Source organism: Nocardia sp. NRRL S-836 (assembly GCF_001279525.1).
In the GTDB taxonomy this organism is placed as follows: Bacteria; Actinomycetota; Actinomycetes; order Mycobacteriales; family Pseudonocardiaceae; genus Lentzea.
On sequence record NZ_LGDY01000150.1, the window covers coordinates 116191 to 140412 of the forward strand.

Sequence of the window (24222 nt, forward strand, 5' to 3'; positions counted from 1 at the left end):
GTTCTCCGACGTGCTCGCCCATTGGGCGGACGTGGCGCCCGCCCAAACTGCCTATCATTTCGTTCAAAACGACGTTGTCACGCCGATGGATTACAGCACCCTGGCGCGCGCGGTCGCCGGCACGGCGGAGGAGCTGCGCCGCCACGCCCGTCCCGGTGACCGGGTGCTGGTCATGCCCGCGCCGGGCAGCCGGTTCGTCACGGCGTTCCTCGCCGCGCTGCACTGCGGCGTCGTCGCGGTGCCCGCCTACCCGCCCTCGACGCCAAAACACCTGGCCAGGCTGCGTGCGATGACGATCGACGCCGCTCCGGTCGCGGTCGTGGCAGAGGCGGGCGCGCTCGCACTGCTGCCCGCGGACGACCCGGTGTTCGACGGACTCACCAGGATCGAGGCCGCCGACCTGGTCGACGGACGCGGTTCGGACGCCTGGGCGCCGGCGGACGCGGAGCTCGCGTTCCTGCAGTACACATCTGGCTCCACCAGCGCCCCCAAAGGCGTCATGGTCACGCACCGCAACCTCGTGCACAACGAAGCGTTGATCGCCGCTCAGATGGGCATAACGCCCGAATCGACCATTTTGAGCTGGTTGCCGCCCTACCACGACATGGGACTCGTGGGCGGCGTGCTCCAACCGCTGTTCTCCGGCTGCCCCGGAGTGCTCACCCCGACCATGGAGTTCCTGCAGCAGCCGATGCGCTGGCTGCGGCTGATCTCCCGGTTCCGCGCGACCGTCAGCGGCGGCCCGGACTTCGCCTTCGAGCTGTGCGCGCGCCGCTACCGGCCGGACCGCGACGACGACCTCGACCTGAGCTCGTGGCAGGTCGCGTTCACCGGCTCCGAGCCGATCCGGCCGAGCACGCTGGAGACCTTCGGCGACCGGTTCGCCGACCGCGGTTTCCGCCGCGCCGCGTGGTTCCCGTGCTACGGGCTGGCCGAGACGACGCTGTTCGTCTCCGGCGGCCCCGTTCCGGCCGAACCCGTCGTCGACGAGGACGGTCACGTCGGGTGCGGCGCGGTGTCGGACGCACTGCCGGTGCGGGTGGTCGGCGAGGACGGGGTGCCGGTGCCCGACGGCACGGTCGGCGAGATCGTGGTCGGCGGCGAGAGCACCAGCCCCGGCTACTGGCCGGACCGGCCGGCGGACACCGTCGCACTGCCGGGCGAGGGCGCGTTCCTGCGCACCGGCGACCTCGGCGTGCTGCGCGACGGCGAGCTGTACGTGACCGGCCGGCTCAAGGACGTGCTGATCATCCGCGGCCGTAACCACTACCCGCAGGACGTCGAGTCGTGCGCCGAACGCAGCCACGACCTCGTCCGCCCGCACGGCGTGATCGCGTTCGCCGAGCAGGACCGGCTCGTGGTGGTCGCCGAGGTGTTCCACCGGCGCGACCCCGACGCGCTGGCCGCGGCCAAGGCCGCCATCCGCGCTGCCGTGGCGCAGGAGCTCGGGCTGCACGTGCACACCGTCACCCCGGTGCGGGCGATGACGTTGCCGCGCACCGCCAACGGAAAGCTGCAACGCCGTGAGTGCCGCCGCCGGTTCCTCGCGGGTGAGTTCGTGGAGGTCGGCACGTGACCCACGTCGAGAACCGGCTGCGGGAGATCACCGCGCGGCTGCTGGAGTGCGACCCGGCCGCGGTCGACGTCACGACACCGTTGCTAGACCTCGGTTTCGACTCGCTGCTGATGCTGAACCTGCAGCACGAGGTCGAAACCGAGCTGAACCTGCACGTCTCGATCGCGGACGTGCAGACGGGCGCCTCGCTGCGCTCCCTGGCGCTGGAGGCCACCGCGCAGTCGTCGCGTCCCGTGCTGCGGCGCGGTGACCGGCCGGACCGGCTGCCGCTGTCCGGGGTGCAGCGCAGGCTCTGGGTGCTGGAGCAGCTCACGCCCGGCGCGTACGTGCTGAGCGCGTCCGTGCGGCTCACCGCGCCGATCGACGTCGAGGCGGCGCTGACCCGGATCGTCGCGCGCCACGAGGTGCTGCGCACCGTCTTCGGCGAGGACGAGGACGGCCCGTTCCAGCGGGTGCTGCCGCCGTTCCGGGTCGAGCTCGACGCCTCGGCCGAGCCGTTCGACCTCACGACCGGGCCGCTGTTCCGGGCGACGCTCGCCGGCGACGTCCTGACGCTGACCGCCCACCACATCATCTGCGACGGCTGGTCGCTGCGCGTGCTGGTCGACGAGCTCCACGGCGCCGCGCCGGAGCTCCCGGTGCAGTACGCGGACTACGTGGGCTGGCACCACTCGCTGCTGGCCGCCGAACGCCCGGCGCAGCTCGCGTTCTGGCGGGCGCGGTTCGCCGAGATGCCCGAGTCGCTGCGGCTGCCGTGCGACGGCACCGGTACCGGTGCCGGGGGTGCGGTGCACGAGCACTCGGGGCCCGCTGTCGACGCGTGGGCGCGGCAGCTCGGCGTCACGCCGTTCACGCTGCTGCACTCCGCCTACGCCGTGCTGCTGCACCGGCTCACCGGGCAGAGCGACGTCGTGATCGGCACGCCCGTCGCGGGTCGCACCGATCCCGCGCTGGAGCGGTTGATCGGGTTCTTCGTCAACACCGTCGCGCTGCGCACCGACCTGTCCGGCGAGCCGTCGTTCGCGGACGTCGTCACCGCCTGCCGCGACGAGCTGCTCGGCGCGCAGGAGAACCAGGACGTGCCGTTCGACGAGGTCGTCGACGCGTTGCCGCGCACGCACGGCGCCGAACTGGTGCGCACGATCCTCACCGTGCGGCGCGCGGACGACCGCGCTCGCGAGGTGCCCACCGGGGTGGCCCAGTTCGACCTCGCGCTCGACGTCGAGACCTCCGCCGAAGGCACCCGGTTCCGCTGGACCTACCGCACGGGCGTGTTCGACGCCGCGACGATCGCCCGGTTCGGCCAGCTCTTCGAGGTGCTGCTGGCGGACCTGCGCGCGGGTCGCCCGATCGGCACCGCCGCGCTGATGACGGCCGAGCAGCGGGCCTCGATCGTGTCGCGCGGACGACGTGCGCACCACGGCACCCCTCCCGGTGTGACCGACCGGTTCGCCGACGCCACCGCGCGGTTCGGCGACCGCGTGGCGGTGCGGTGCGGCGCGGAAAGCCTCACCTACACCGAGTTCTCCGCGCGGGTGCGCGGGCTGGCGGCCGCGCTCGTCGCCGACGGTGCCGGACCGGAACGACTGGTCGGCCTGCACGCCGCCCGTGGCATCGACATGGTCGCCGGGCTGTGGGCCGTGCTGCTGTCCGGTGCCGCCTACCTGCCGCTCGACCCCACGCACCCGGCGAGCCGCCTGCGGCAGATCGCCGACGCCGCGCGGCCGGTGTTCGTCCTCGGCGACCCGGCCGACGAGCCGCCGTTCCCGGTGCGGCCGTTCACCGCCTCCGCTGCCCCGGCCGACCTGGCCGCACCGCACCCCGCGTCGCTCGCATACGTGCTGCACACGTCCGGTTCCACCGGTGTGCCGAAGGGTGTCGCGGTCACGCACGCCAACCTCGCCAGTCTTCTGTCCGCAATGGACTGTCTACTGGGGACCGACGATCCGCAGACCTGGCTCACCGTCACCAGTCCCGCGTTCGACATCTCGGTGGTCGAGCTGATCTGGACGCTCACCACCGGCGCGACCGTCGTGCTGCCCGCCGACTCGCTCGACCTCACCGGCATCACGCACCTGCAGACCACGCCGTCGTACGCCGCGCGGCTGCTCGGCTCGCACGACCTCAGCGGCCTGGGCGTGCTGATGCTCGGCGGCGAACCTATCAGCGCCGCCCTGCGCGCCGCGCTGCCGCCGATCCGCGTGATCAACGGGTACGGCCCCACCGAGGCCACCGTCTACGCCACCACGCACCCGGTCTCGCCGGACGTCCCGACCCCGATCGGCGGCCCGTTGCCCGGGGTGTCCGCCCTGACGCTCGACCGGTTCGACGAGGTCGTGCCGGTCGGTGTGCGCGGCGCGCTGCACCTCGGTGGCGACGGTGTCGCCCGCGGCTACCTCGGCAACCCCCGCCTCACCGCCGCGCGCTTCGTGCCGGACCCGTTCGGTGCCGCCGGTTCGCGCATGTACCGCACCGGCGACACCTCGCACGTCGACGCGTCCGGCGCGCTGCACTTCCACGGCCGCACCGACCACCAGGCGAAGATCAACGGCTACCGGATCGAGCTCGGTGACGTCACCGCCGCGCTCGCCGCGCATCCCGAGGTCCGTGCCGCGCACACGGTGGTGCACAACGGCACCGAGCTCGTCGGGTACGTGGTGTGCGCGGAGGACGCGGTGTCCCGGCTGCGCGAGCACCTCGGCAGCACGCTGCCGGCGTGGATGCACCCGTCCCACCTCATCGCGCTCGCCGAGATGCCCCTGTCGGTCAACGGGAAGCTGGACGAGTCCCGGCTGCCCGCGCCCACCTCCGCCGCCCGTTCGCACGAACCCCCGGCCACGCCCGGCGAACGCGCCTTGGCGCAGATCTGGACCGAGCTGCTCGGCGTGGCGGAACCCGCGCGGTCGGACGACTTCTTCGCGCTGGGCGGGCATTCGCTGCTGGCCACCCAGCTGACGGCGCGGATCAGGACGCGGCTGGGCAGGCAGGTGCCGTTGCGGGCGGTGTTCGACCACCCGACGCTGGCCGCACTGGCCACCCGCCTCGACGACGCGCCGCCCGCTTCCGCCGCACTGGTCGCGGCGCCGCGACCGGCCCGGTTGCCGCTGTCACCGGCCCAGCACCGGATGTGGCTGCAGAGCCAGCTCACCGACACCGACCCGTACGTGATCGCGGGTGGCCTGCGGATCACCGGTGACGTCGATGTCGAGGAGCTGCGCCGCCGGCTCACCGCGATCGTGGCGCGGCACGAGCCGTTGCGCACGGTGTTCCCGACCGACTCGGACGGGCCGTACCAGCTCGTCCTGCCGCCGTACGAGGTCGAGTTCGGGCCGCTGTCGCTCGACTTCGACCTCGCGCGCGGGCCGTTGCTGCACGCGTGCGCCGAAGAGCACCCCGACGGGGTGTCGCTGCACATCGCCGTGCACCACATCGCGTGCGACGGCTGGTCGCTCGGGCTGTTGCTGGACGAGCTGCGCGGCGCCGCACCGGAGCTGGAGCTGACCTACGCCGACTACGCGACGTGGGAACGGCCGGTCGCGCACCAGCTCGCGTACTGGCAGGAGCGGCTGCGCGACCTTCCTTCGCTCACGCTGCCGGGCTCCCGTGGCGAGGCGGACGGCCGGGGCGCGAGCCTGTGGCGCACGTTCGACCCCTCCCGCGTCCAGGCCATCGCCGACGCCCGCGGAACCACGCCGTTCACCGTCCTGCTGGCCGCCTACGCGGTGCTGCTGTCCCGGCTGTCCGGGCAGAGCGACGTCGTGATCGGCACACCCGTCTCCGACCGGCCGGACCCGCGGCTGGAACCGTTGATCGGGTTGTTCCTCAACACGGTCGTGCTGCGGCTCGACCTCGGTGACGACCCCACGTTCGGGGTGCTGCTGGACCGCGCCCACGAGGTGGTGGTCGGTGCGCGTTCGCACGCCGACGTGCCGTTCGAGCAGGTGGCCGGACAGGCCGCGGTGCGGACGATGTTCTCGGTGCGGCCGGGGCTGCCCGCCGCCGACGAGCGGTTCCAGCCGTTCGAGGTGGACACCGCGACGGCGAAGTTCGACCTGTCGCTGGAGCTGACCGGCCCGGACTCGGTGCGCTGGGAGTACCGCACCGGGGTGTTCCCCGCCTCGACCGCCGCCGGGTTCGCCGACTGCTTCGCCGAACTGGTGGCCAACCTCGACCCCGAGACCTGCGTCAGCGCGCTGCCGTTGCTGACGCCCGAGCAGCAGGCCGCCGCGCTGGTGCCGGCGGTCGCGGTGCCCGCGGTGACCGCCGTCGAGCGCTTCTCCCGTGCCTGCGCGGAGTTCGCCGACCGGGTCGCGCTGGTGCACGGCTCGCAGCAGCTCACCTATCGCGAGCTCGCCGCCCAGGCCCACGCCCTGGCCGGCCGGTTGCGCGCGCTGGGAGCCGGTCAGGAGACCCTGGTCGGCCTGCACAGCGTGCGCGGCATCGGCACGGTGATCGGGCTGTGGGGCGTATTGCTCGCCGGGGCGGCCTACCTGCCGCTGGACCCGACCCATCCGCCGCAGCGGCTGCGCCGGATCGTGGCGGACGCCGCTCCGCTGGTGATCCTCGCCGACGCCGACCTGCCCGCGCTGCCCGTCGACGTGCCCGTGATCGTGCTGGGCACGCAGGAGGCCGCCACCGCGGACGTCGTCCCGCCGCATCCGCAGTCGCTGGCCTACGTGCTGTACACGTCCGGTTCCACCGGCACGCCCAAGGGTGTCGCCGTCAGCCACGGCAACCTCGCGGTGCTGCTGTCCGCGATGGACGGTCTGCTCGGCGACGGCGAGCCGCAGACGTGGCTCGCGCTGACCAGCCCGGCGTTCGACATCTCGGTGGTCGAGCTGATCTGGACGCTCACGACCGGCGCGACCGTCGTGCTGCCCGGCGAGACGATCGACTTCGGCCCGGTCACGCACTTCCAGACCACGCCGTCGCACGCGGCACGGGTGCTGGCCTCCCACGACCTCACCGGCCTGCGGACGTTGCTGCTGGGCGGTGAGCCGATCACGCTGGCGTTGCGGGAGAAGCTCGCCGGACTGCCGCACACTCGGCTGATCAACGGGTACGGCCCCACCGAGGCCACCGTCTACGCCACCACCCACCCGATCTCACCGGACTCGCCGACGCCGATCGGCACGTCGCTGCCGGGCATGGGCGCCTACGTGCTCGAACCCGCGGGCGCACCGGTGCCCGACGGCGTGCCGGGGGCGTTGTGGCTGACCGGTGGCGGGATCAGCCGCGGCTACCTGGGCAACCCGCGGCTCACCGCCGCGCGGTTCCGGCCCGACCCGCACGGTGCTCCCGGCGCCCGGATGTACGACACCGGTGACCGCGCGGCACGGTCCGGCGGTGTGCTCGACTTCCTCGGGCGCGCCGACCAGCAGACCAAGCTGAACGGCTACCGGATCGAGCTCGGTGACGTCACGGCGACGCTCGCCCGGCACCCCGACGTGGTGACCGCGCACACGGCCGTGGTGGCGGACGAGCTGGTCGCATACGTCGTGTGCACCTCCTCGGCGGCACTCGCCGAGCACCTCGCGGAGCACCTGCCGGCGTGGATGCGGCCCGCGCACCTGATCGAGCTGGACGAGCTGCCGCTGACCGTGAACGGCAAGCTCGACACCGCTCGGTTGCCCGCGCCCACCGCACGTGCCGTCGTGGCACCGGAAACCGAGGCCGAACGCGCGCTGGCCGCGTTGTTCGGCGAGCTGCTCGACGTGCCGGACGTGTCGGACCTGTCCGTGGAGGCCGACTTCTTCGCGCTGGGCGGGCATTCGCTGCTCGCCTCACGGCTGGCGGCACGACTCGGCGTGCCGGTGCGCACGGTGTTCGACCACCCGACGGTGCGCGGGCTGGCCGCGCAGCTGGACGGTGCGGTCGCCGACTCCCCCGCGCTACCGCGGGTCCGGCCCGCGCGGGTGCCGTTGTCACCCGCCCAGCGCCGGTTGTGGTTCCTCGAACGCCTGGCGCCCGGCGGGTACACCGTCGCCGTGGCGGTGCGGATCACGCCCGCGCTGCCCGACCTGGCCGGTGCGCTGTCCGCACTGGTCGCCCGGCACGAGGGGCTGCGGACGGTGTTCCCCGAGGACGCGGCCGGACCGCATCAGCTCGTGCTGCCGTCGGCTCCCGTGGAGATCGTCCAGGTCGCGGACCGGGACGCGTTCGTGGCGCAGCCGTTCGACCTGGCCACCGGGCCGCTGCTGCGCGCCGGGTGGTCCGACGGCGAGCTGGTCCTGGTGCTGCACCACATCATCTGTGACGGCTGGTCGCTCGACCTGTTGCTCCAGGAGCTGGTGGCCGGAACCGGCGCACAACCCGTCCAGTACCCGGACTACACGTTGTGGCAGCAGGACCTGCTGGCGGCGGTGGCTCCCGGTCAGCTGGCGTACTGGCGGCGGCAGCTCGCCGATCCGCCGCCCGCGCTGGCGTTGCCCGCCGACCGCGCGCGGCCTTCCGAGCCGATGGTGCGCGGTGCGCAGCACGTCGACGTGATCGACTCGGCGGAGCTGGAGGCACTCGCCGCCGCGCACGGCACCACGGTGTTCGTCGCGCTCTACGCCCTGTACACGGTGCTGCTGGCACGGCTCAGCGGGCAGGAGGACGTCGTCGTCGGCACCCCGGTGGCGAACCGGACCCGTGCCGAGGCGCAGACGGTGGTCGGTTTCGTCGCGAACACGCTCGCGCTGCGCACACCGACGCCGGCCGCGCTGCCGTTCGCCGAGCTGCTGCGAGCGTGCCGGGACACCGTGCTGGCCGCGCAGCACCACCAGGACCTGCCGTTCGAACAGCTCGTGGAGGAGCTGCGGCTGCCGCGCGACCACACGCGCACGCCGTTGTTCCAGGCGATGCTGACGTTCGCGACGGACACCGAGCACGGCCGCGGTGAGCGCGTGTTCGAGGTGTCCGGTGTGGACACCCGTGCGGCCAAGGCCGACCTCACCCTGGCGGCCAGGCACCGTTCCGGAACGCTGCGGCTGACCTGGGAGTACCCGACCGAGCTGTTCGACGCCGCGACGATCGCCCGGTTCGCTGGGCACTTCACCGTGCTGCTCGACGCCGCGCTGGCCGCGCCCGCGACGCCGATCGGCGAGCTCGCCCTGCTGGCGCCGGACGCACTGATCCACATCGAGGCGGCGGGCATGACGCCCGCCGAGCCGGTGCCGCACACGTTCGTGCTGGACTCCTTCGCCACCCACGCCCTCTCGGACGCGGTGGCGGTGCGCGACGAGCAGACCTCGCTGACGTACCGGGAGCTGGACCGGCGCTCCCGCGACCTGGCCGCGCACCTGCAGTCGCTCGGCGTGGGACCGGAGGTGCTGGTCGGGCTGCACGCGCCGCGCAGCGTCGCGCTGATCGTGGGACAGCTGGCGGTGCTGCGCGCCGGGGGTGCGTACCTGCCGCTCGACCCGGCGTACCCGGCCGGCCGGATCCGGCAGATCCTCGACGACGCACGACCCCTGCTGGTGCTCGGCACCGAACCGCAGGACTTCGTGACCCACGAGCTGGCCGCGCCGCTGCCGACCGCCGACCCGGCGCCGGTCACGCCGCACCCGGACCAGCTCGCGTACGTGATCTACACGTCCGGCTCGACCGGGCGGCCGAAGGGTGTCGCGGTCACACACGCGAACCTGGCCGCGTCCACCGCCGCCCGGCTCACCGTCTACACCGGACAGCCGCGTGGTTTCGCCCTGCTGTCGTCGCCCGCGTTCGACACGTCGGTCGCGTCGATCTTCTGGAGCCTGTGCGCCGGTGCCGTGCTGCACCTGCCGTCGCCGGGGCGGGAGCTCGACCTGGACTGGCTGGAGGAGCTGGTGCGGCGTGAGGACGTCAGCCACCTCGTGTGCCTGCCGTCGCTGTACGCGCTGCTGCTCGACCGGTCCCCCGGTCACCTCACCACCGCCGTCGTGGCGGGTGAGCCGATGCCCGACGCACTGGTCGCACGGCACGTCGCCACGCGGCCGGAGGTGGCGCTGTACAACGAGTACGGGCCGACGGAGAACACGGTGTGGAGCACGGTCAGCCGGCTCGACGGCACCGGGGTCACCATTGGCCGGCCGGTGCCCGGCACGTCGGCGGAGGTGCTCGACCCGCTGTCGGCGCGGGTGCCCGACGGTGTCGTCGGCGAGCTGCACCTGTCCGGCCGGCAGCTCACCCGCGGCTACCTGGGCGACGCCCGGCTCACCGCGGCGCGGTTCCTGCCCGCGCCGGGTGGCGCGCGCCGTTACCGCACCGGCGACCTCGCCCACCGCGACATGCGCGGCGACCTGCACTTCCGCGGCCGCACGGACGCCCAGGTGAAGATCCGCGGCTACCGGGTCGAGCCGGAGGAGGTCACCGCGACGCTGCTGCGGCACCCCGCCGTGCAGGAGGCGCACACGGTGGTGCGTGACGGGTTGGTCGCGTACGTCGTGTGCCGCACCGAGGTCGAGCCCGGCGTGCTCGCCCGGCACCTGGCCGAGCACCTGCCGCCGTGGCTGTGCCCGTCGCACGTGGTGCCGCTGGAGGCGTTCCCGCGCACGCCGAACGGCAAGCTGGACGCCGCCCGCCTGCCCGCACCGGTGCTCGCCCCGGCGACCGCAGCCGGCACGCCCACCGAGCGCGAGGTCAGCTCCGTGCTGGCCACGTTGCTGGGCACCGCGGACGTGGGCGTGGACCACAGCTTCTTCGACCTGGGCGCGCACTCGCTGCTGCTGGTGCGGGCGTGTGAGCTGCTCCGCCCGCTCAAGCCCGACCTGCGGGTGGTGGACCTGTTCCGCTACCCGACCGTCCGCGCGCTGGCCGCGCACATCGCCGGTGCCGGGCCCGAGGTGCCCGCTGCCAGGGATGCGGGCGCGGGGCGTGACCGGTTGCGGCGGCGCAGGCAGGTGCTGGCCGCGCACGAGGCCGGGGACACGCCGTGACGGGTTGGCACGACCAGCAGTTCCGCACCGGGCGATCGGCTGCCCACCACGAGCTCCAGGAGACGTCATGACCACCGCCAGCGACGCCCACGACGCCGCGCCCGACGCGATCGCGGTCATCGGCACGGCCGGTCGGTTCCCCGGTGCCGGGAACGTGAGCGAGTTCTGGGCCAACCTGCTCGGCGGTGCCGACTCCGTCGTCACGGCGCCCAGCGGGCAGGCGCGCGGGCTGCTGGCCGGGGCCGAGGAGTTCGACGCGGCGTTCTTCGGGTTCAGCCCCGCGGAGGCCGAGCGCACCGACCCGCAGCACCGGTTGTTCCTGGAGTGCGTGTGGGCGGCGCTGGAGGACGCCGGGCACGGCGACCCCGTGCGCCGGCCGGTCACCGGGCTCTACGCGGGCTCGTCGCTCAGCACCTACCTGCTCGACGTGCTCGCCAGCCCGCGGCACGCCGGGGTGGACGAGTCGCAGCTGCTGATCGGGTGCGACAAGGACTACCTGGCCACGCGCATCGCGCACCGGCTCGACCTGCGCGGACCCGCGGTGGTGGTGCAGTCGGCCTGCTCGACCTCGCTGGTGGCGGTGCACCTCGCGGTGCAGGCGCTGCTGGCCGGTGAGTGCGACCTGGCGGTCGCCGGCGGTGTGTCGGCCAGGGGCGACGGGGGCGCGCGGGCCGCCGAGCGGACGGACGGGATGGTGTCGCCGGACGGGCGGTGCCGGGCGTTCGACGCGGACGCCACCGGCATGGTGCCCGGTGACGGCGTCGGCGCGGTCGTCCTGCGGCGGCTGGACGACGCGCTCGCCGCGGGTGACCGGATCAGCGCGGTGATCCGCGGGTCGGCGATCAACAACGACGGGTCGGCCAAGGCCGGGTACACCGCGCCGTCGGTGTCCGGGCAGGCCGAGGTGATCCGGGCGGCGCACGCCGTGGGTGGCACCGACCCGGCGACGGTCGGGTACGTCGAGGCGCACGGCACCGGCACCAGGCTCGGTGACCCGATCGAGGTCGCCGCGCTCACCGACGTGCTCGGCAACGGCACCGAGTGCCTGCTCGGATCGGTGAAGACCAACATCGGGCACCTCGACGCGGCGGCGGGCGTGGCCTCGCTGATCAAGGCGGTCGAGGTGGTGCGCAACGGGATCGTGCCTGCCACCGTGCACTTCCGCACGCCCAACCCCGGGCTGGGGCTGGAGAACACGCGGCTGCGGGTCGCGGACCGCACCCAGCCGTGGGAGTCCGAGGTGAGGCGCGCCGGGGTCAGCTCGTTCGGCATCGGCGGCACCAACGCGCACGTCGTGCTCGACCAGCCGCCGGCACAGCCCTCCGGTGCCGCACGCGAGTGGCAGCTCGTGCCGCTCAGCGCCCGGACGCCCGAGGCCCTCGCAGAAGCGGCCCACCAGGTCGCGACCGCGCTGGAACCGTTGAGCGGCCCGGAGTTCGCCGACGCGGCGTTCACGTTGCAGACCGGACGGCAGGAGTTCGAGCACCGGATCGCGGTCGTGGCGCGCAGCGGTGCCGAGGCGGCGGCCGAGCTGCGCAAGGCCAAGCCGTCGAGCGCGCACACGCCGGACGGCGTCACGTTCCTCTTCTCCGGCCAGGGCGCGCAGTACGCGGGCATGGCGCGGCTGCGCGAGGTGGAGCCGGTGTTCCGCGCCGAGTTCGACGCGCTCGCCGACCTCGGCGGGCTGTGGGACGTGCTGGACGACGACGAGCTGCTGCGCCAGACCAGGTACACCCAGCCCGCGCTGTTCGCCGTCGAGTACGCGCTGGCGAAGCTGTGGGAGTCGTGGGGTGTCCGGCCCACCGCCGTGCTCGGGCACAGCATCGGCGAGCTGACCGCGGCGTGCGTGGCCGGTGTGATGAGTCGTGACGACGCGATGCGCCTGGTGCTCGCCCGCGGCCGTGCGATGGGAGCCTGCCCGACCGGCGCGATGCTCGCGGTGGCCACGGACGATGTGCGCGACCTGCCGCCCGGTGTCGAGGTCGCCGCGCGCAACTCCGCCACCCAGACCGTGCTCACCGGTCCGGCCGACGCGATCGACGCGCTGGCCGAGGCGTGGGCCGCACGCGGGGTGCGGGTCCGCGGGCTGCGCACCTCGCACGCGTTCCACTCGGCGATGATGGACCCGGCGGTGGGCGAGGTCGTCCAGGCCGCGTCCGCCATCACCTTCAGCCCGCCCGCGATCACGCTGATCTCCAACGTCACCGGCGCCGCGCTGTCCACTGTGGACGCGGAGTACTGGGGTCGTCAGCTGCGCGAGCCGGTCCGGTTCGCGGACGGCGTGGCCGCGGCCGGCGGGCCGTTCGTGGAGATCGGTCCCGGCCGGACGCTGGGTGAGCTCGCTCCCGGCGCCAGGGCCAGCCTGTCCGGTGCCGACGGCGACCACCTCGCGGCCATGCTCGACTGCGCGGCCGGGTTGTGGCGCGAGGGTGTGCCGATCCGGTGGGAGGGCCTGCACCACGGCCAACGGCGGCAACGCGTCTCGCTGCCGGGTTACGCGTTCCAGCGCCAGGTCTTCACCGTGCGCGGGGAGAGCGGGCCGTTGCGCGCCACCCCCGCCGTGCGGGTGGACGAGGAGGAAGACCTCTCGTCGACCGAGCAGATCGTCGCGATGGCGTGGGAACGCGTGCTCGGCGTGACCGGCGTCGACCGCGACAGCTCCTTCTTCGCGCTCGGCGGGCACTCGCTGATCGGCATGCAGGTGCTGGACGAGCTGGCCGCCAAGTTCGGCGTCCGGCTGCCCGTGGCCGCGCTCTACGAGCACCCGACGGTCGCCGGGCTGGCGGCGGCGATCGACGAGGCACGGGCGGGCGACCGGTCCGCCATCCGCCGCGGCGACCCCACCGACGCGCCGCTTTCCCCGATGCAGGAACGGTTCTGGCTGCGCCAGCGCATCCACCCCGGTGACGTGGCGGCCAACGTGTTCCTGGCCGTGCGGCTGCGCGGCGAGCTCGACACCGCGGCGCTGCGGCGGGCGTGCGACGAGCTGACCCGCAGGCACGCCGTGCTGCGCGCGCGGTTCGTGGAGGTCGCCGGTGCGCCGCGGCAGGTCCTCGGCGCACCGGGCCTGCCGGTGCGGCACGTCGTCACCACCGAGCACGCGTTGCCCGAGCTCGCCGAGACCGAGCTGGCCCAGCCGTTCGACCTCGCCGCGCAACCGCCGGTGCGCGCGGTGCTGGCCGAGCTGGGCGCGCGGGACCACGCGCTGTTGCTGACGCTGCACCACATCGCGACCGACGCGACCTCCAACACCGTTCTCCTGCACGAGCTCGCCGCCCTCTACCACGGCGCCGCGCTGCCCGAGCCCGAGCTGCAGTTCGCCGACTACGCGCGCTGGCTGCGCGACCAGGACCGCGACGACGAGTTCTGGACCGGTGCGCTGGACGGCCTCACCGGGGCGGTGGCGCTGCCGCTGGACCGTCCCGCCGGTCCGGTCGTGCGGTCGGCTCGCGTGCTGACCTCGATCCCGGTGCCGCCGGAGTTCGACGAGTACTGCGCGTCGCGCGGTGCCGCGCCGTTCGTCGGGCTGCTCGCCGCGTTCCAGGTGCTGCTGAGCCGGTACGGCGCGGGTGAGCGGTTCGTCGTGGGGGTGCCGTTCACCGGCAGGCACCGCCCGGAGCTCGCCGGGGTGGTCGGCCCGCTGTTCGCCACCGTGCCGATCGTCGCGGACCTGGCCGGCCGGCCCGCGTTCGGCGACCTGCTCGACCGCGTCCGTACCACGAGCACGGCCGCGTTCGGTGCGGTCGCGCCGCCGGAACCCGCGTACGACGTGCTGTTCGCCCTGCAGGACACCCCGGACCCGGAGGTGGGGCTCGACGGGCTGTCCGTCGAACCGCTGGAGCTCGGCAACGGCACCGCCCAGTGCGCGCTCACCGTGTCCGCCACGCGCACGGGCGACGAGCTCGACCTGCTCGTCGACTACGACGCCGCCCGTTTCGACCGCACCACGGTCGACGCTCTGCTGAGCGCCTACGCCACGTTGCTGCGGCTGCTGCCCGAACAGCCGGACGTTCCCTGCGCCCGATTGCCGCTCGCCGAACGGCCCTCCCCCGCATCCGACCACGGCACCTACGAGCCGGTGCACGTGATGGTGGCCCGTCAGGCGTCGCTCACCCCGGACGCGCTCGCGGTCGACGGCCTCACCTACGCGCGGTTGTGGGAACGAGCGCGCGCCGCCGCGGCCGGTCTCGTGGCCGCGGGCGTGCGGCGCGGTGACGTCGTCGGTGTCTGCCTGCCGCGGTCGACCGACCTCGCGGTGACGCTGCTCGCCGTGCTCACGGCCGGGGCGGCGTACCTGCCGCTCGACCCGGCGCACCCCGCCGACCGGCGCGACCGGGTGGTGCGGGCAGCGGGCGCCCGGCTCGTGCTGGACCGGGTTCCCGAAGCCCCGTCCGGGGCCGCCCTGGCGGAGAGCACGCTGCCCGAGGTCACCGCGGACGACCTGATGTACGTCATGTTCACCTCCGGATCGACCGGGGAGCCCAAGGGCGTGGCGGTGCCGCACGCGGGTGTCGCGGCCGACCTGCGCTGGCGCCACGAGGTCGCCGGCCTCGGCCCCGGCGACCGGCTGCTGCACACCGTCTCGGTGGCGTTCGACCCGTCGGTGTGGCAGCTGTTCGGGCCGCTGACCTGTGGCGCCGCCGTTCTGATCACCGCGGCCACCGACCCCGGCGAGATCGCGGCGCTGATCGACGAGCACGACGTCACGATCGCCGACTTCGTGCCCACCCAGCTGGCCCGGCTGCTCGACACCGGCGCACGGCTCTCCTCGCTGCGGCACGTGTTCTGCGGCGGCGAACGCCTCACCGCCGACCTGGTGCACCGCTTCCACCAGCGCACGGACGCGGTGCTGCACAACCAGTACGGGCCGACCGAGGCCACCATCGACACCACCTCGCACCGGTGTGCTCCCGGCACCGGCGTCGTGCCGATCGGCCTGCCGGTGGCGGGCAAGCACGTGCACCTGCTGGACGAGCACGGCGAGCCCGTTCCCACGCCCGCGACGGGTGAGCTGTGGATCGGCGGCACCGGGCTCGCGCACGGGTACACCGGCCGGGCCGGGCAGACGGCGCTGAGCTTCCGGCCCGACCCGTTCGGTGCACCGGGCGCCCGCATGTACCGCAGCGGTGACCTGGCCCGCAGGCGCCCGGACGGCGCGCTGGAGTTCGCGGGCCGGGTGGACGGGCAGCTGAAGGTCAACGGCGTGCGCGTCGAGCCCGCCGAGATCGAGCAGGCGCTGCGCCGGCACCCGGACGTGGCCGAGGCCGCCGTGCTGCTGCGGGAGGGCAGGCTCGTCGCCGCCGTCACCCCGTCCACTGTGGACGTCAGCGCGCTGAGGCCGTTCCTCGCCACCCAGCTGCCGCCCGCGTTCCTGCCCGCGCACTACGTGGTGCTGGACGAGCTGCCGCTGACGGTCAACGGCAAGGTCGACGCCACGCGGCTACCCAGCGTCGAACTGACCGGCCGCGCACCGGCACCGGGGCTTGAAACCGAGATCGCGCAGGTGTGGGCCACCCAGCTGGGCGCGGGTGAGGTCCTCGCGGACGTCGACTTCTTCCAGCTCGGCGGCGACTCGTTGCTCGCCGTGCGGCTGGTCGCGGCGCTGCGGGAACGGTTCGGCGTGTCGCTCGCGGTCGGCGACTTCCTCGCCGCACCGACGGTTGCGCACCTGGCGGAGCTGATCGCGGACACCCGTCCGGCGGCCACGGCGCTCACCCGGCGCACCGGTGCCACCGCTCCCCTGTCCTGGTCGCAGCACCGCATCGCGGCCCAGACCGGGCAGCGCGACACGGAGCTGGAGCTCGCCGTCCGGGTGCGCGAGCTCGACGAGACCGCGCTGGGCCGCGCGCTGGACGCCCTGGTCGCCCGGCACGAGGCACTGCGCGTCCGGGTCGAGGGCGACACCCAGACACCGGCCGAGCCCTATCAGGTGCTGGGCAACGCCGAACCGTTGTCACTGCGGGACGGCAGGCTGCTCGCCGCCGACGTCACGCCGATCAGCGAGGGCCACCGGGTGCGCCTGCGGGTGCACCGGATCGCGATCGACGGCGCGAGCGCCCACCAGCTCGCCACCGACCTCGCGGCGCTGTACGCGAACCAGGAGCTGCCGCCCGTCGGCCTGCACCAGCCCGACTTCGCGGCGTGGGAACGCGGCTGGCTCACCGCCGAGGTCGCCGGTGCCGCGGCCCGCACGTGGCTGGCGGAGGCCGGCCCGCTGACCGAGGTCGAGCACTCCGGTACGCGCAAGGTCGAGAAGTTCCGCTGCGCGCCGGGACCGCTCGCCGAGTACGCCCGGCGGCACGGCGTCAGCCTGCGTTCGCTGCTGCTGACGGCGTTCGCCGAAGCGGTGCAGGAGACCGTCGGCGTGTTCCCGCTCGCGGTGCCGGTGACCGCGCGCACCGAACCGGAGCTCAGCCGCACCGTGGGCCGGTTCGTGAACCTCGCGGTGCTGCCGCCGGCCCGGTTGACCGGGGAGTTCGCCGACCGGCTCGCGGCCACGCACAGCCGCGCGGTGCGGGCGTACCGCGTGCAGAAGCACCTGCCGTTCACCGCGCTGGAGCAGGCGGCGGGACCGGTGTTCCCGCTGATGGCGGACCTGTCGGACGCGACCCCCGCGTTCGGGCCGGGCGTCACCGCGGAGCACCCGGCCGAGCCGTGGACCGACTTCGGTCTCGCGCTGCAGGCCCACCCGCTCGGCGACGCGCTGGAGCTGGTGCTGCTCTTCGACCCCCATCTCGGCGAGGACGTCGCCACCACCGCGGACCTCGTCCGGACCCGACTGGCCGCACTGACCGAGGAGATCTCCCGATGACCACGCACACCACCCGACCCGGAAGTGAGCCGATGTCAGTGCTCGACCTCGCCGCGCGCCACCGGCTCAGCACCATGATCGAGGGCTACCGCGCCAGCGCGCTGGTGCACGTCGCCGCCGAGCTCGGCATCGCCACCCTGCTCGCCGAACGGCCCCGCACCGCGGCGGAGCTGGCGCAGGAGACCAGGACGAACCCGCGGACGCTGGGCCAGGTGCTGCGGGCCCTGTGCGGCCTCGGCGTGCTGGCCGAGGACGACGGCGCGCTGACGCTGACCCCCGCCGGAGCGTTCCTCGACCCGCGGCACCCGATGTCGTTGCACGGCCAGGCCGTCTACTTCGGCGGCCCCAGCTACCTCTCCTACAGCGGGCTCGTCGAGAGCCTGCGCGAGGGTGGCATCGCGTTCGACCACGTCTTCGGCATGCCGTACTACAGCTACCTCGACCGCGAACCCGCCATGGCCGAGCACTACCACCGGATGATCGCGCTCCCGGCCGGTGCCGCCACCGTGATCGGCACGCTGTTCGACTTCACCACCGCGCGGCAGATCGTGGACGTCGGCGGCGGCAACGGCTCGTTGCTCGCCGAGATCCTCACCCTCGCCCCGCAGGCGCGCGGCGTGCTGCTGGAGCTGCCGCTGACCGAACCGTCCGCGCTCGCCACGCTCGCCACCGCACCCGGCGGTGACCGCTGCGAGTTCGTCGCCGGCGACTTCCGCGAGCACGTGCCGGCCGGTGGCGACGTGTACGTCCTGTCCCGCGTGCTCGCGAACTGGGCCGACCCGATGTGCGAACGCATCCTGGGCAACTGCCGCGACGCGCTGCGGCCGGGTGGGCGGCTGCTGGTGTTCGAGATGATGATGCCCGACCAGGTCACCGAGGGCATGCGGGTCGTCGACGGAGACATGAACGCCCTGGCGCACCTCGGCGGCGCGGTCCGCACCAGGGCCGAGTTCACCGCGTTGCTCGGCAGCGCCGGGCTGAAGCTCGACCGCGTGCAGCAGCTGCCCAACTCGCAGTGGACGTTGCTGGAAGCGAGCCTCGCGTGATCCCGCGCTTCACCGGCCCGCCGCTGCTCGGGCTCAACCTCAGGTTCCTGCGCGACCCGCTGGGCATGTTCGAGCAGGCCCGCCGCGACCACGGCGACCTCGTGGAGCTCGACCTCGGCGTCGCGGGCACGCTGCACGCGGCGTTCCACCCGGACGGCGTGCGGCAGGTGCTGCAACGCGGCCGGCGCACCCACCGCGGCCTGCTGCGCGAGCTGCTCGGCAAGGGCCTGTTCACCACGCCCAGCGGCGACGACTGGATGCGCCGGCGGCGGCTCATGCAGCCGCTGTTCCACCCCGACCGCCTCGCCGAGGCGATTCCGTTGCTGCGCAGGCCGATCGTGGAGGCGCTCGACACCCGGTGGCGGGCGGGCAGCAGGGTCGACCTCGCCGCCGAGATGAAGCGCCTGACCGTGGCGATGATGATCGACGCCACGTTCGGCGGTGCGCCCGGTGTGGACAAGGCCGCGGCCCGCGAGGCGCTGAGCTTCCTGCTCGGCTACGTCGACGAGCAGCTGTTCCGGTTCCCGACGGTGCCGAGATCGTTGCCCACCAGGGACAACCGGCGCTACCGGCGGGACATCGCGGTGCTGCGCCGGGTCATCGAGGACGCGATGCGCAGGCCCGGCGACGAGCCCACGTTCCTCAACGGCCTGCTGGACACGCGTGCCTCCGGCGGTGGCTTCACCGACGAGGAGCTCGTCGACGAGGTGCTGTCGATCTTCATCGCCGGCACCGAGACCACCGGCACCGCGCTCACCTGGGCGCTGCACCTGCTGAGCCAGCACCCGGAGCAGCGCGGCACCAGCGCCGAGTGGGCCAGGGCGGCGGTCTCGGAGGCCGTGCGCCTCTACCCGCCCGCGTGGGCGTTGCGGCGGGTGCTCGACGAACCGCTGGAGATCGGCGGCCACGAGGTGCCCGCCGGCGCGCGGGTGATCGTCTCCTCCTACGTCACTCACCGGCACCCGGACATCTGGGACCACCCCGGCCAGTTCCGCCTCGACCGCTGGCTCGAACCGGCGAACCGGCCGCGGTTCTCGTACTTCCCGTTCGGCGCGGGCGCCCACCAGTGCGTGGGCAACGCCTTCGCGCTGCTGGAGGGCGAGCTCGTGCTCACCGAGATCGCCCGGCGCTTCCAGCTCGGCCCACCAGAACGCCCGCTCACCGGCACCAAGCCCGCGATCGCACTGACGCCCGTACCGGCACCGCAGCCCCTGCTGCTACCCGCCTGACCCAGAACCGGGGGAACGATGAAAGCGGAATCTCCACCGCTACCACTGAAGACCCAGCTGTCCATCGCGGACGTCCGGCACGCCGTGGCGTTGCTCGACTGGCTCAAGGACTACATCTCCCTGCCGCACCCGGAAATCGGCCGCAGCGGGCCGGTGTGCCCGTTCGTGCCGTTGTCGCTGCGGTCCGACCAGGTGCGCATCGTGCTGCACGACGAGATCGACGGCACCGACCCCGATGCCGTCCGCGCGCTGCTGCTCGCCTACCTGGCCGAGTTCACCGCCACCACGCCCGCGTCGGCGAACCTGCGCAGGCAGCGCAGCCTCGTCATCGCCTTCCCGGCGATCACCGCGGAACGCGAGCACATCCTCGCCGAGGTCCACGAGAGCGCGAAGTCGGACCTGGTGCGCAACGGGGCGATGCTCGGCCAGTTCTACGAGTCCTGCCAGGAGACCGCGGTGCGCAACCCGGAGTTCCTGGTCTCCACCGGGCCGGTGCCGTGCTTCGTCATCCGGCACATGGCCCCGCACGACGTGCTGTTCCTGCACGACCGCCCGGACTGGTTCGCCGAGTACCACCGCCGGTTCGCCGGCGAGTACCGCGCGGGCAAGATCCACGACCCGCTGCTCGTCCGCCTCTTCCAGCAGGCCGAGACCCAACTGGAGAAGTCATGACCAAGACCGTCCGCCTGCTCGCCGCCACCGCCGCCGCGGGCCTCGCGCTGTCCGCCTGCTCGGTGCCGGAGGTGCCGGAGCTCGCCGGTGCCAAGACCGTGAAGATCGGTGGCGGCCCCGCCTCGCTGGTCACCGTGGACGTCAACGGTGACAGCATCGTCGACGTCGTCACCGGCGACTTCCTGTCCAACACCGTCTCCGCGCTGCTGGGCGACGGCAAGGGCGGGTACGCCGCCCCGATCCAGTCGGTGGTCGGCATGAACCCGTCCGACATCGGCTACGGGGACTTCAACGGTGATGGCAAGGTCGACGTCGCCGTGACGAACTTCTTCGACGGCAAGATCTCCGTCGTCTACGGCGACGGCAAGGGCTCGTTCACCGACCGCAAGATCTTCGGCGGCGGCGAGGACCCGGCGCGCATCCTGGCCGCCGACCTCAACGGCGACAACATCACCGACCTCACCTCGCTCAACTACAAGGGCAGTGACATCTCGGTGCTGTTCGGCGACGGCAAGGGCATGTTCGCCGAACCGGTGAAGACACCGGTGCCCGCCACCCCGATCCGCATCCTCGCCGCGGACGTGAACGAGGACGACGTCACCGACCTGGTGCTGGGCCACTTCGGCTCGCACGACGTCTCGATCCTGTACGGCACGGGCAAGGGCGCGTTCCGGGCGCCGGAGCTGCTCACCACCGCCGACGACCCGGCCGGTCTGCTCGTGACCGACCTGGACGACGACGACCACGTGGACCTCGTCGTGGCGAACTACGGTTCCAACGACGTGTCCGTGTTCCGCGGCAAGGGCGGCGGCTCGTTCGCCGAAGCACGCCGCTACCCGGTCAACGGCGGCAGCCCGGCCGGTGTCGTGGCCGCCGACTTCAACGGCGACGGGCTGCTCGACCTGGCGACGAACAACTCGGCGACCGACGACCTCAGCATCCTGCGCGGTGACGGCACCGGCCGGTTCAGCGAGGGCGAGACGTTCAACGCCGGTGACGACCCGCGCGGCGGCATCGCGGCCGTGGACGCCGACGGCAACGGCAGCGCGGACCTCGTCGCGGTGAACCACAACTCCAGCGACCTGTCGATCCTGCTCAACCAGGCCAGCGGCGGCAAGCCCAGGAAGAACGCGGCGGTGAAGTGATGACCGGCCAGGACATGAGCGTGGTCGTCAACCACGAGGAGCAGTACTCGATCTGGCCGGCCGACCGCGAGCCCCCGTCGGGCTGGCGCACGGTCGGGGTGACCGGCAGCGAGGACGAGTGCCTCGACTGGATCGAACGGGAGTGGACCGACCTGCGGCCGCTCAGCCTGCGCAGGGCCATGGCGGAAACGCCGTGAGCCCCGCGCGTTATCCTACTCACCGCAGCGGCGTCATCACGTTCTGTGCGCTGCGGAAATCAGAACCACGGGGGATGTGAGACAGATGTCGACCGCCGAGACCAGCATGGGCGCATGGCGCATGCTGCGGACGAACGGCCCGCTCCGCGCGTTGTTCACCGCGCGGACCGTGTCGTACGCCGGCGACTCGCTGAGCATGGTCGCGTTGATGCTGCACGTGGCCAACTCGACAGGTCAGGCCGTCGCCGTGGCGTTGCTGCTGCTCGCGGGCGACTTCGTGCCGTCGCTGATCGCGCCGCTCACCGGCGCGATCGCCGACCGGTTCGACCTGAAGAAGGTGATGATCAGCTGTGACGTGGCGCAGGGCGCCCTGGTGCTGCTGATCGCGTTGTCGCTGCCGCCGTTGCCGCTGCTGCTGGCGCTGGTGGCGGTGCGGGCGATCGCGGGCCAGGTCTTCATGCCCGCCTCGCGGTCCGCGGTGCCCGCGATGGTGCGCGGCGCGCACCTGGAGACCGCGAACTCGGTGATCGGCTTCGGCGCGAACACCGCGGAGGCGGTCGGCCCGCTGATCGCGGCCGCCATGCTGCCGTTCCTGGGCGTGCAGGGCGTGCTGATCGCCGACGCGGCGTCGTTCTTCCTGTCCGCGCTGGTGCTCACGACGGTGCGCTCGATGCCGCCGGTGCCGGACCCGGACCGCGACAACGCCACCCTGCTGGAGCAGGCGAAGTCCGGGCTGGGCTACATCGTCCGCACCAGGGCCATCCGCATCATCACCATCGGCTTCTGCGCGGTGGTGGCGTTCAACGGCGTGGACGACGTGGCACTCGTGCTGCTGGCCAAGGACACGCTGCGGTCCGGCGACTCGTCGGTCGGCCTGCTGCTCGGCGCGGTCGGCATCGGGCTGCTGATCGGGTACGCGCTGCTGACCCGCTACGCCTCGAAGGCGTCGATGGTCACGTTGCTCATCGGCGGCTTCCTGGTGAGCAGCGCGGGCAACTTCCTGACCGGCTTCGCGTGGGCGGTCACGGCGGCGTTCACCGTGCAGGCGATCCGCGGCCTGGGCATCGCGGGCATGGACGTCGGCTCCAGCACGCTGCTGCAGCGCCTGGTGCCCCCGGCCATGCTGGGCCGGGTGTTCGGCAACATGTACGGCACCATCGGGTTCGCCGCGGCGATCTCGTACGTGGGCGGCGGTCTGCTGCTGGACGCCACGTCGGCGCCCACCACGCTGATCGTCGCCGGTGCCGGCGGCATGGCGTGCACGGTGCTGGTCGCGGTCTTCCTGCCGAGGGCGCTGAGGGCACACCCGGCACCCGAGCAGGACCCGGACCCCGAGGACGTGGCGAAGGACGCCCTCACGGACCACCCCGAGGGTGCGCCGGCCGACCGCAAGTGACTCCCCAGCGGCGCCCGCGGCTTTCGCGGGCGCCGCTGGGCGTGCGTGCGCTGCACGGGCGCCGCTGGTGATGCGTGAGCTGCGCTGGCCGTGCGTGGGCTGCGTAAACACCAACGGGGTTGCTTGACCTTTGCGGGGCCTCCGGTCGTGTGCGAGCGCTTCGCAGGCGGGCTGGCTGGCGTGACCTGGCCGGACGCCGCCGAGGTGCGCGAGAGGCCTGAAAGCGCGCCAGCCGTGCGTGACCTGCGTGGTCGCCACGGTGATGCGCGACCTTCGCGGCCGCTGCTCCCCGTGCGCAACCCTCGCGGGCACCGCTGCTGGTGCGCGCGAACGGGCCGTTCGCGCGCACCAGTCGTCATCGGGTCCGGGCCGCCCAGGCGTCCACCTCACGCGAGAACGCCGCGCAGGTCGGGTACCGGTCGTCCGGCTCGGCCGCCATCGCGGTCTGGATGATGTCGACCGCGGCCGACGGCAGCACCACGCGCACCTGGTCCCAGCGCACCGACCCGTCGGCCAGCCGCCACGGTTGCATGCCCGTCAGGCACGCCAGCGTGAGCGCGCCGAGTGAGAACACGTCCGCGCGGTGGTCGGCGGGCAGCCCGGCCAGCTGTTCGGGCGCGCCGTAGCCCGGCGACCCCGCCGAGCGCTCGGGCCGGCCCAGTGCCGACGAACCCGGTTGCCGTGCGGGTGCGGCGATGCCGAAGTCCGCGAGGTAGCACCGGTCCCCCGCGCGGCGGGCCACGAGAACGTTGTGCGGCTTGACGTCCCGGTGCACCAGGCAGTGCGAGTGCACGTGGTCGAGCGCGGACGAGATCTGCCGGACCACCTCCGCGGTGCGGTGTGGTGCGAGCGGGCCGTGCTCGTCCAGCACGTCCTGCAGGTCCGCTCCGTGGACGTAGGCCAGCACCACGTACGGTGAGCCGGCCACCTCGCCCGCGCCGTGCACCGTCGTGATGTGCGGGTGGTCCAGCGCCGCGAGCGTCCGCGCCTCGCGCAGGAACCGCGCGCGGAAGTGCGGGTCCGCCGCCACCGACGGCCGCAGCACCTTGAGCGCGACCCGTCGCCCCAGCAGCTCGTCGTCCGCGAGGAAGACCGCGCTGATGCCCGAGCCACCGATTTCGCCGTGCACCCGGAAACCGGGGATCCGTGGTACGTCCACAATGACCGCCCCCTATCCCTACCCTACATCGGGAAATCACCGCTGTACGGCCGTTGATTCACCGTGGTTAGCTCAGTCCATCGAACCACAAAAT

The 24222-nt window shown here is 73.4% G+C and carries 10 protein-coding genes; 9 read left to right on the forward strand and 1 reads right to left on the reverse strand.

The annotated features are described in order from the left end of the window. Positions 1–10 precede the first annotated feature (10 nt). The 9 genes from ADL03_RS40920 to ADL03_RS40960 all read left to right on the forward strand — a co-directional run bounded on the left by ADL03_RS40920 (position 11) and on the right by ADL03_RS40960 (position 22969). Positions 11–1576 (forward strand): fatty acyl-AMP ligase, encoded by a 1566-nt coding sequence (locus tag ADL03_RS40920; RefSeq protein WP_369809080.1) that lies wholly within the window; start codon positions 11–13, stop codon positions 1574–1576. Beyond that, a complete protein-coding gene (locus ADL03_RS40925; RefSeq protein WP_053739036.1) occupies positions 1573–10473 on the forward strand; it encodes a non-ribosomal peptide synthetase in 8901 nt (2966 codons plus the stop codon). Before ADL03_RS40920 ends, ADL03_RS40925 begins: the two co-directional genes overlap by 4 nt. A gap of 67 nt (positions 10474–10540) precedes the next feature. Then, positions 10541–17284, forward strand: a complete 6744-nt coding sequence (locus ADL03_RS40930; protein ID WP_053739037.1) for a hybrid non-ribosomal peptide synthetase/type I polyketide synthase — start codon at positions 10541–10543, stop codon at positions 17282–17284. 32 nt (positions 17285–17316) lie between these two features. Further along, on the forward strand, positions 17317–18330 hold the full coding sequence (locus ADL03_RS40935) for a methyltransferase (protein WP_053739038.1): 1014 nt from the start codon (positions 17317–17319) through the stop codon (positions 18328–18330). Beyond that, complete coding sequence (locus tag ADL03_RS40940; protein ID WP_053739039.1) at positions 18327–19559, forward strand: cytochrome P450; 1233 nt, start codon at positions 18327–18329, stop codon at positions 19557–19559. Before ADL03_RS40935 ends, ADL03_RS40940 begins: the two co-directional genes overlap by 4 nt. Positions 19560–19577: 18 nt before the next feature. Next, the gene (locus ADL03_RS40945) at positions 19578–20231 is read left to right on the forward strand and encodes a DUF6875 domain-containing protein (RefSeq protein ID WP_157529709.1); all 654 of its coding nucleotides are present in this window, start codon (positions 19578–19580) and stop codon (positions 20229–20231) included. After that, a complete protein-coding gene (locus ADL03_RS40950; protein ID WP_053739041.1) occupies positions 20228–21376 on the forward strand; it encodes a VCBS repeat-containing protein in 1149 nt (382 codons plus the stop codon). Before ADL03_RS40945 ends, ADL03_RS40950 begins: the two co-directional genes overlap by 4 nt. Further along, positions 21376–21573, forward strand: a complete 198-nt coding sequence (locus ADL03_RS40955) for an MbtH family NRPS accessory protein (RefSeq protein WP_053739042.1) — start codon at positions 21376–21378, stop codon at positions 21571–21573. The genes ADL03_RS40950 and ADL03_RS40955 overlap by 1 nt, the downstream gene beginning before the upstream one ends. An 85-nt stretch (positions 21574–21658) precedes the next feature. Continuing rightward, a complete protein-coding gene (locus ADL03_RS40960; protein ID WP_063798882.1) occupies positions 21659–22969 on the forward strand; it encodes an MFS transporter in 1311 nt (436 codons plus the stop codon). 355 nt (positions 22970–23324) lie between these two features. Here ADL03_RS40960 and ADL03_RS40965 read toward each other — a convergent pair whose 3' ends face one another. Continuing rightward, on the reverse strand, positions 23325–24128 hold the full coding sequence (locus tag ADL03_RS40965; RefSeq protein WP_197289103.1) for a serine/threonine-protein kinase: 804 nt from the start codon (positions 24126–24128) through the stop codon (positions 23325–23327). Between the last annotated feature and the right edge of the window lie 94 nt (positions 24129–24222).

Bases quoted from the DNA above. Each gene is read 5' to 3' on its own strand.
- ADL03_RS40955 (WP_053739042.1), top strand. From the start codon at position 21,376: ATGACCGGCCAGGACATGAGCGTGGTCGTCAACCACGAGGAGCAGTAC.
- ADL03_RS40935 (WP_053739038.1), top strand. From the start codon at position 17,317: ATGTCAGTGCTCGACCTCGCCGCGCGCCACCGGCTCAGCACCATGATC.
- ADL03_RS40950 (WP_053739041.1), top strand. From the start codon at position 20,228: ATGACCAAGACCGTCCGCCTGCTCGCCGCCACCGCCGCCGCGGGCCTC.
- ADL03_RS40930 (WP_053739037.1), top strand. From the start codon at position 10,541: ATGACCACCGCCAGCGACGCCCACGACGCCGCGCCCGACGCGATCGCG.
- ADL03_RS40945 (WP_157529709.1), top strand. From the start codon at position 19,578: ATGAAAGCGGAATCTCCACCGCTACCACTGAAGACCCAGCTGTCCATC.
- ADL03_RS40960 (WP_063798882.1), top strand. From the start codon at position 21,659: ATGTCGACCGCCGAGACCAGCATGGGCGCATGGCGCATGCTGCGGACG.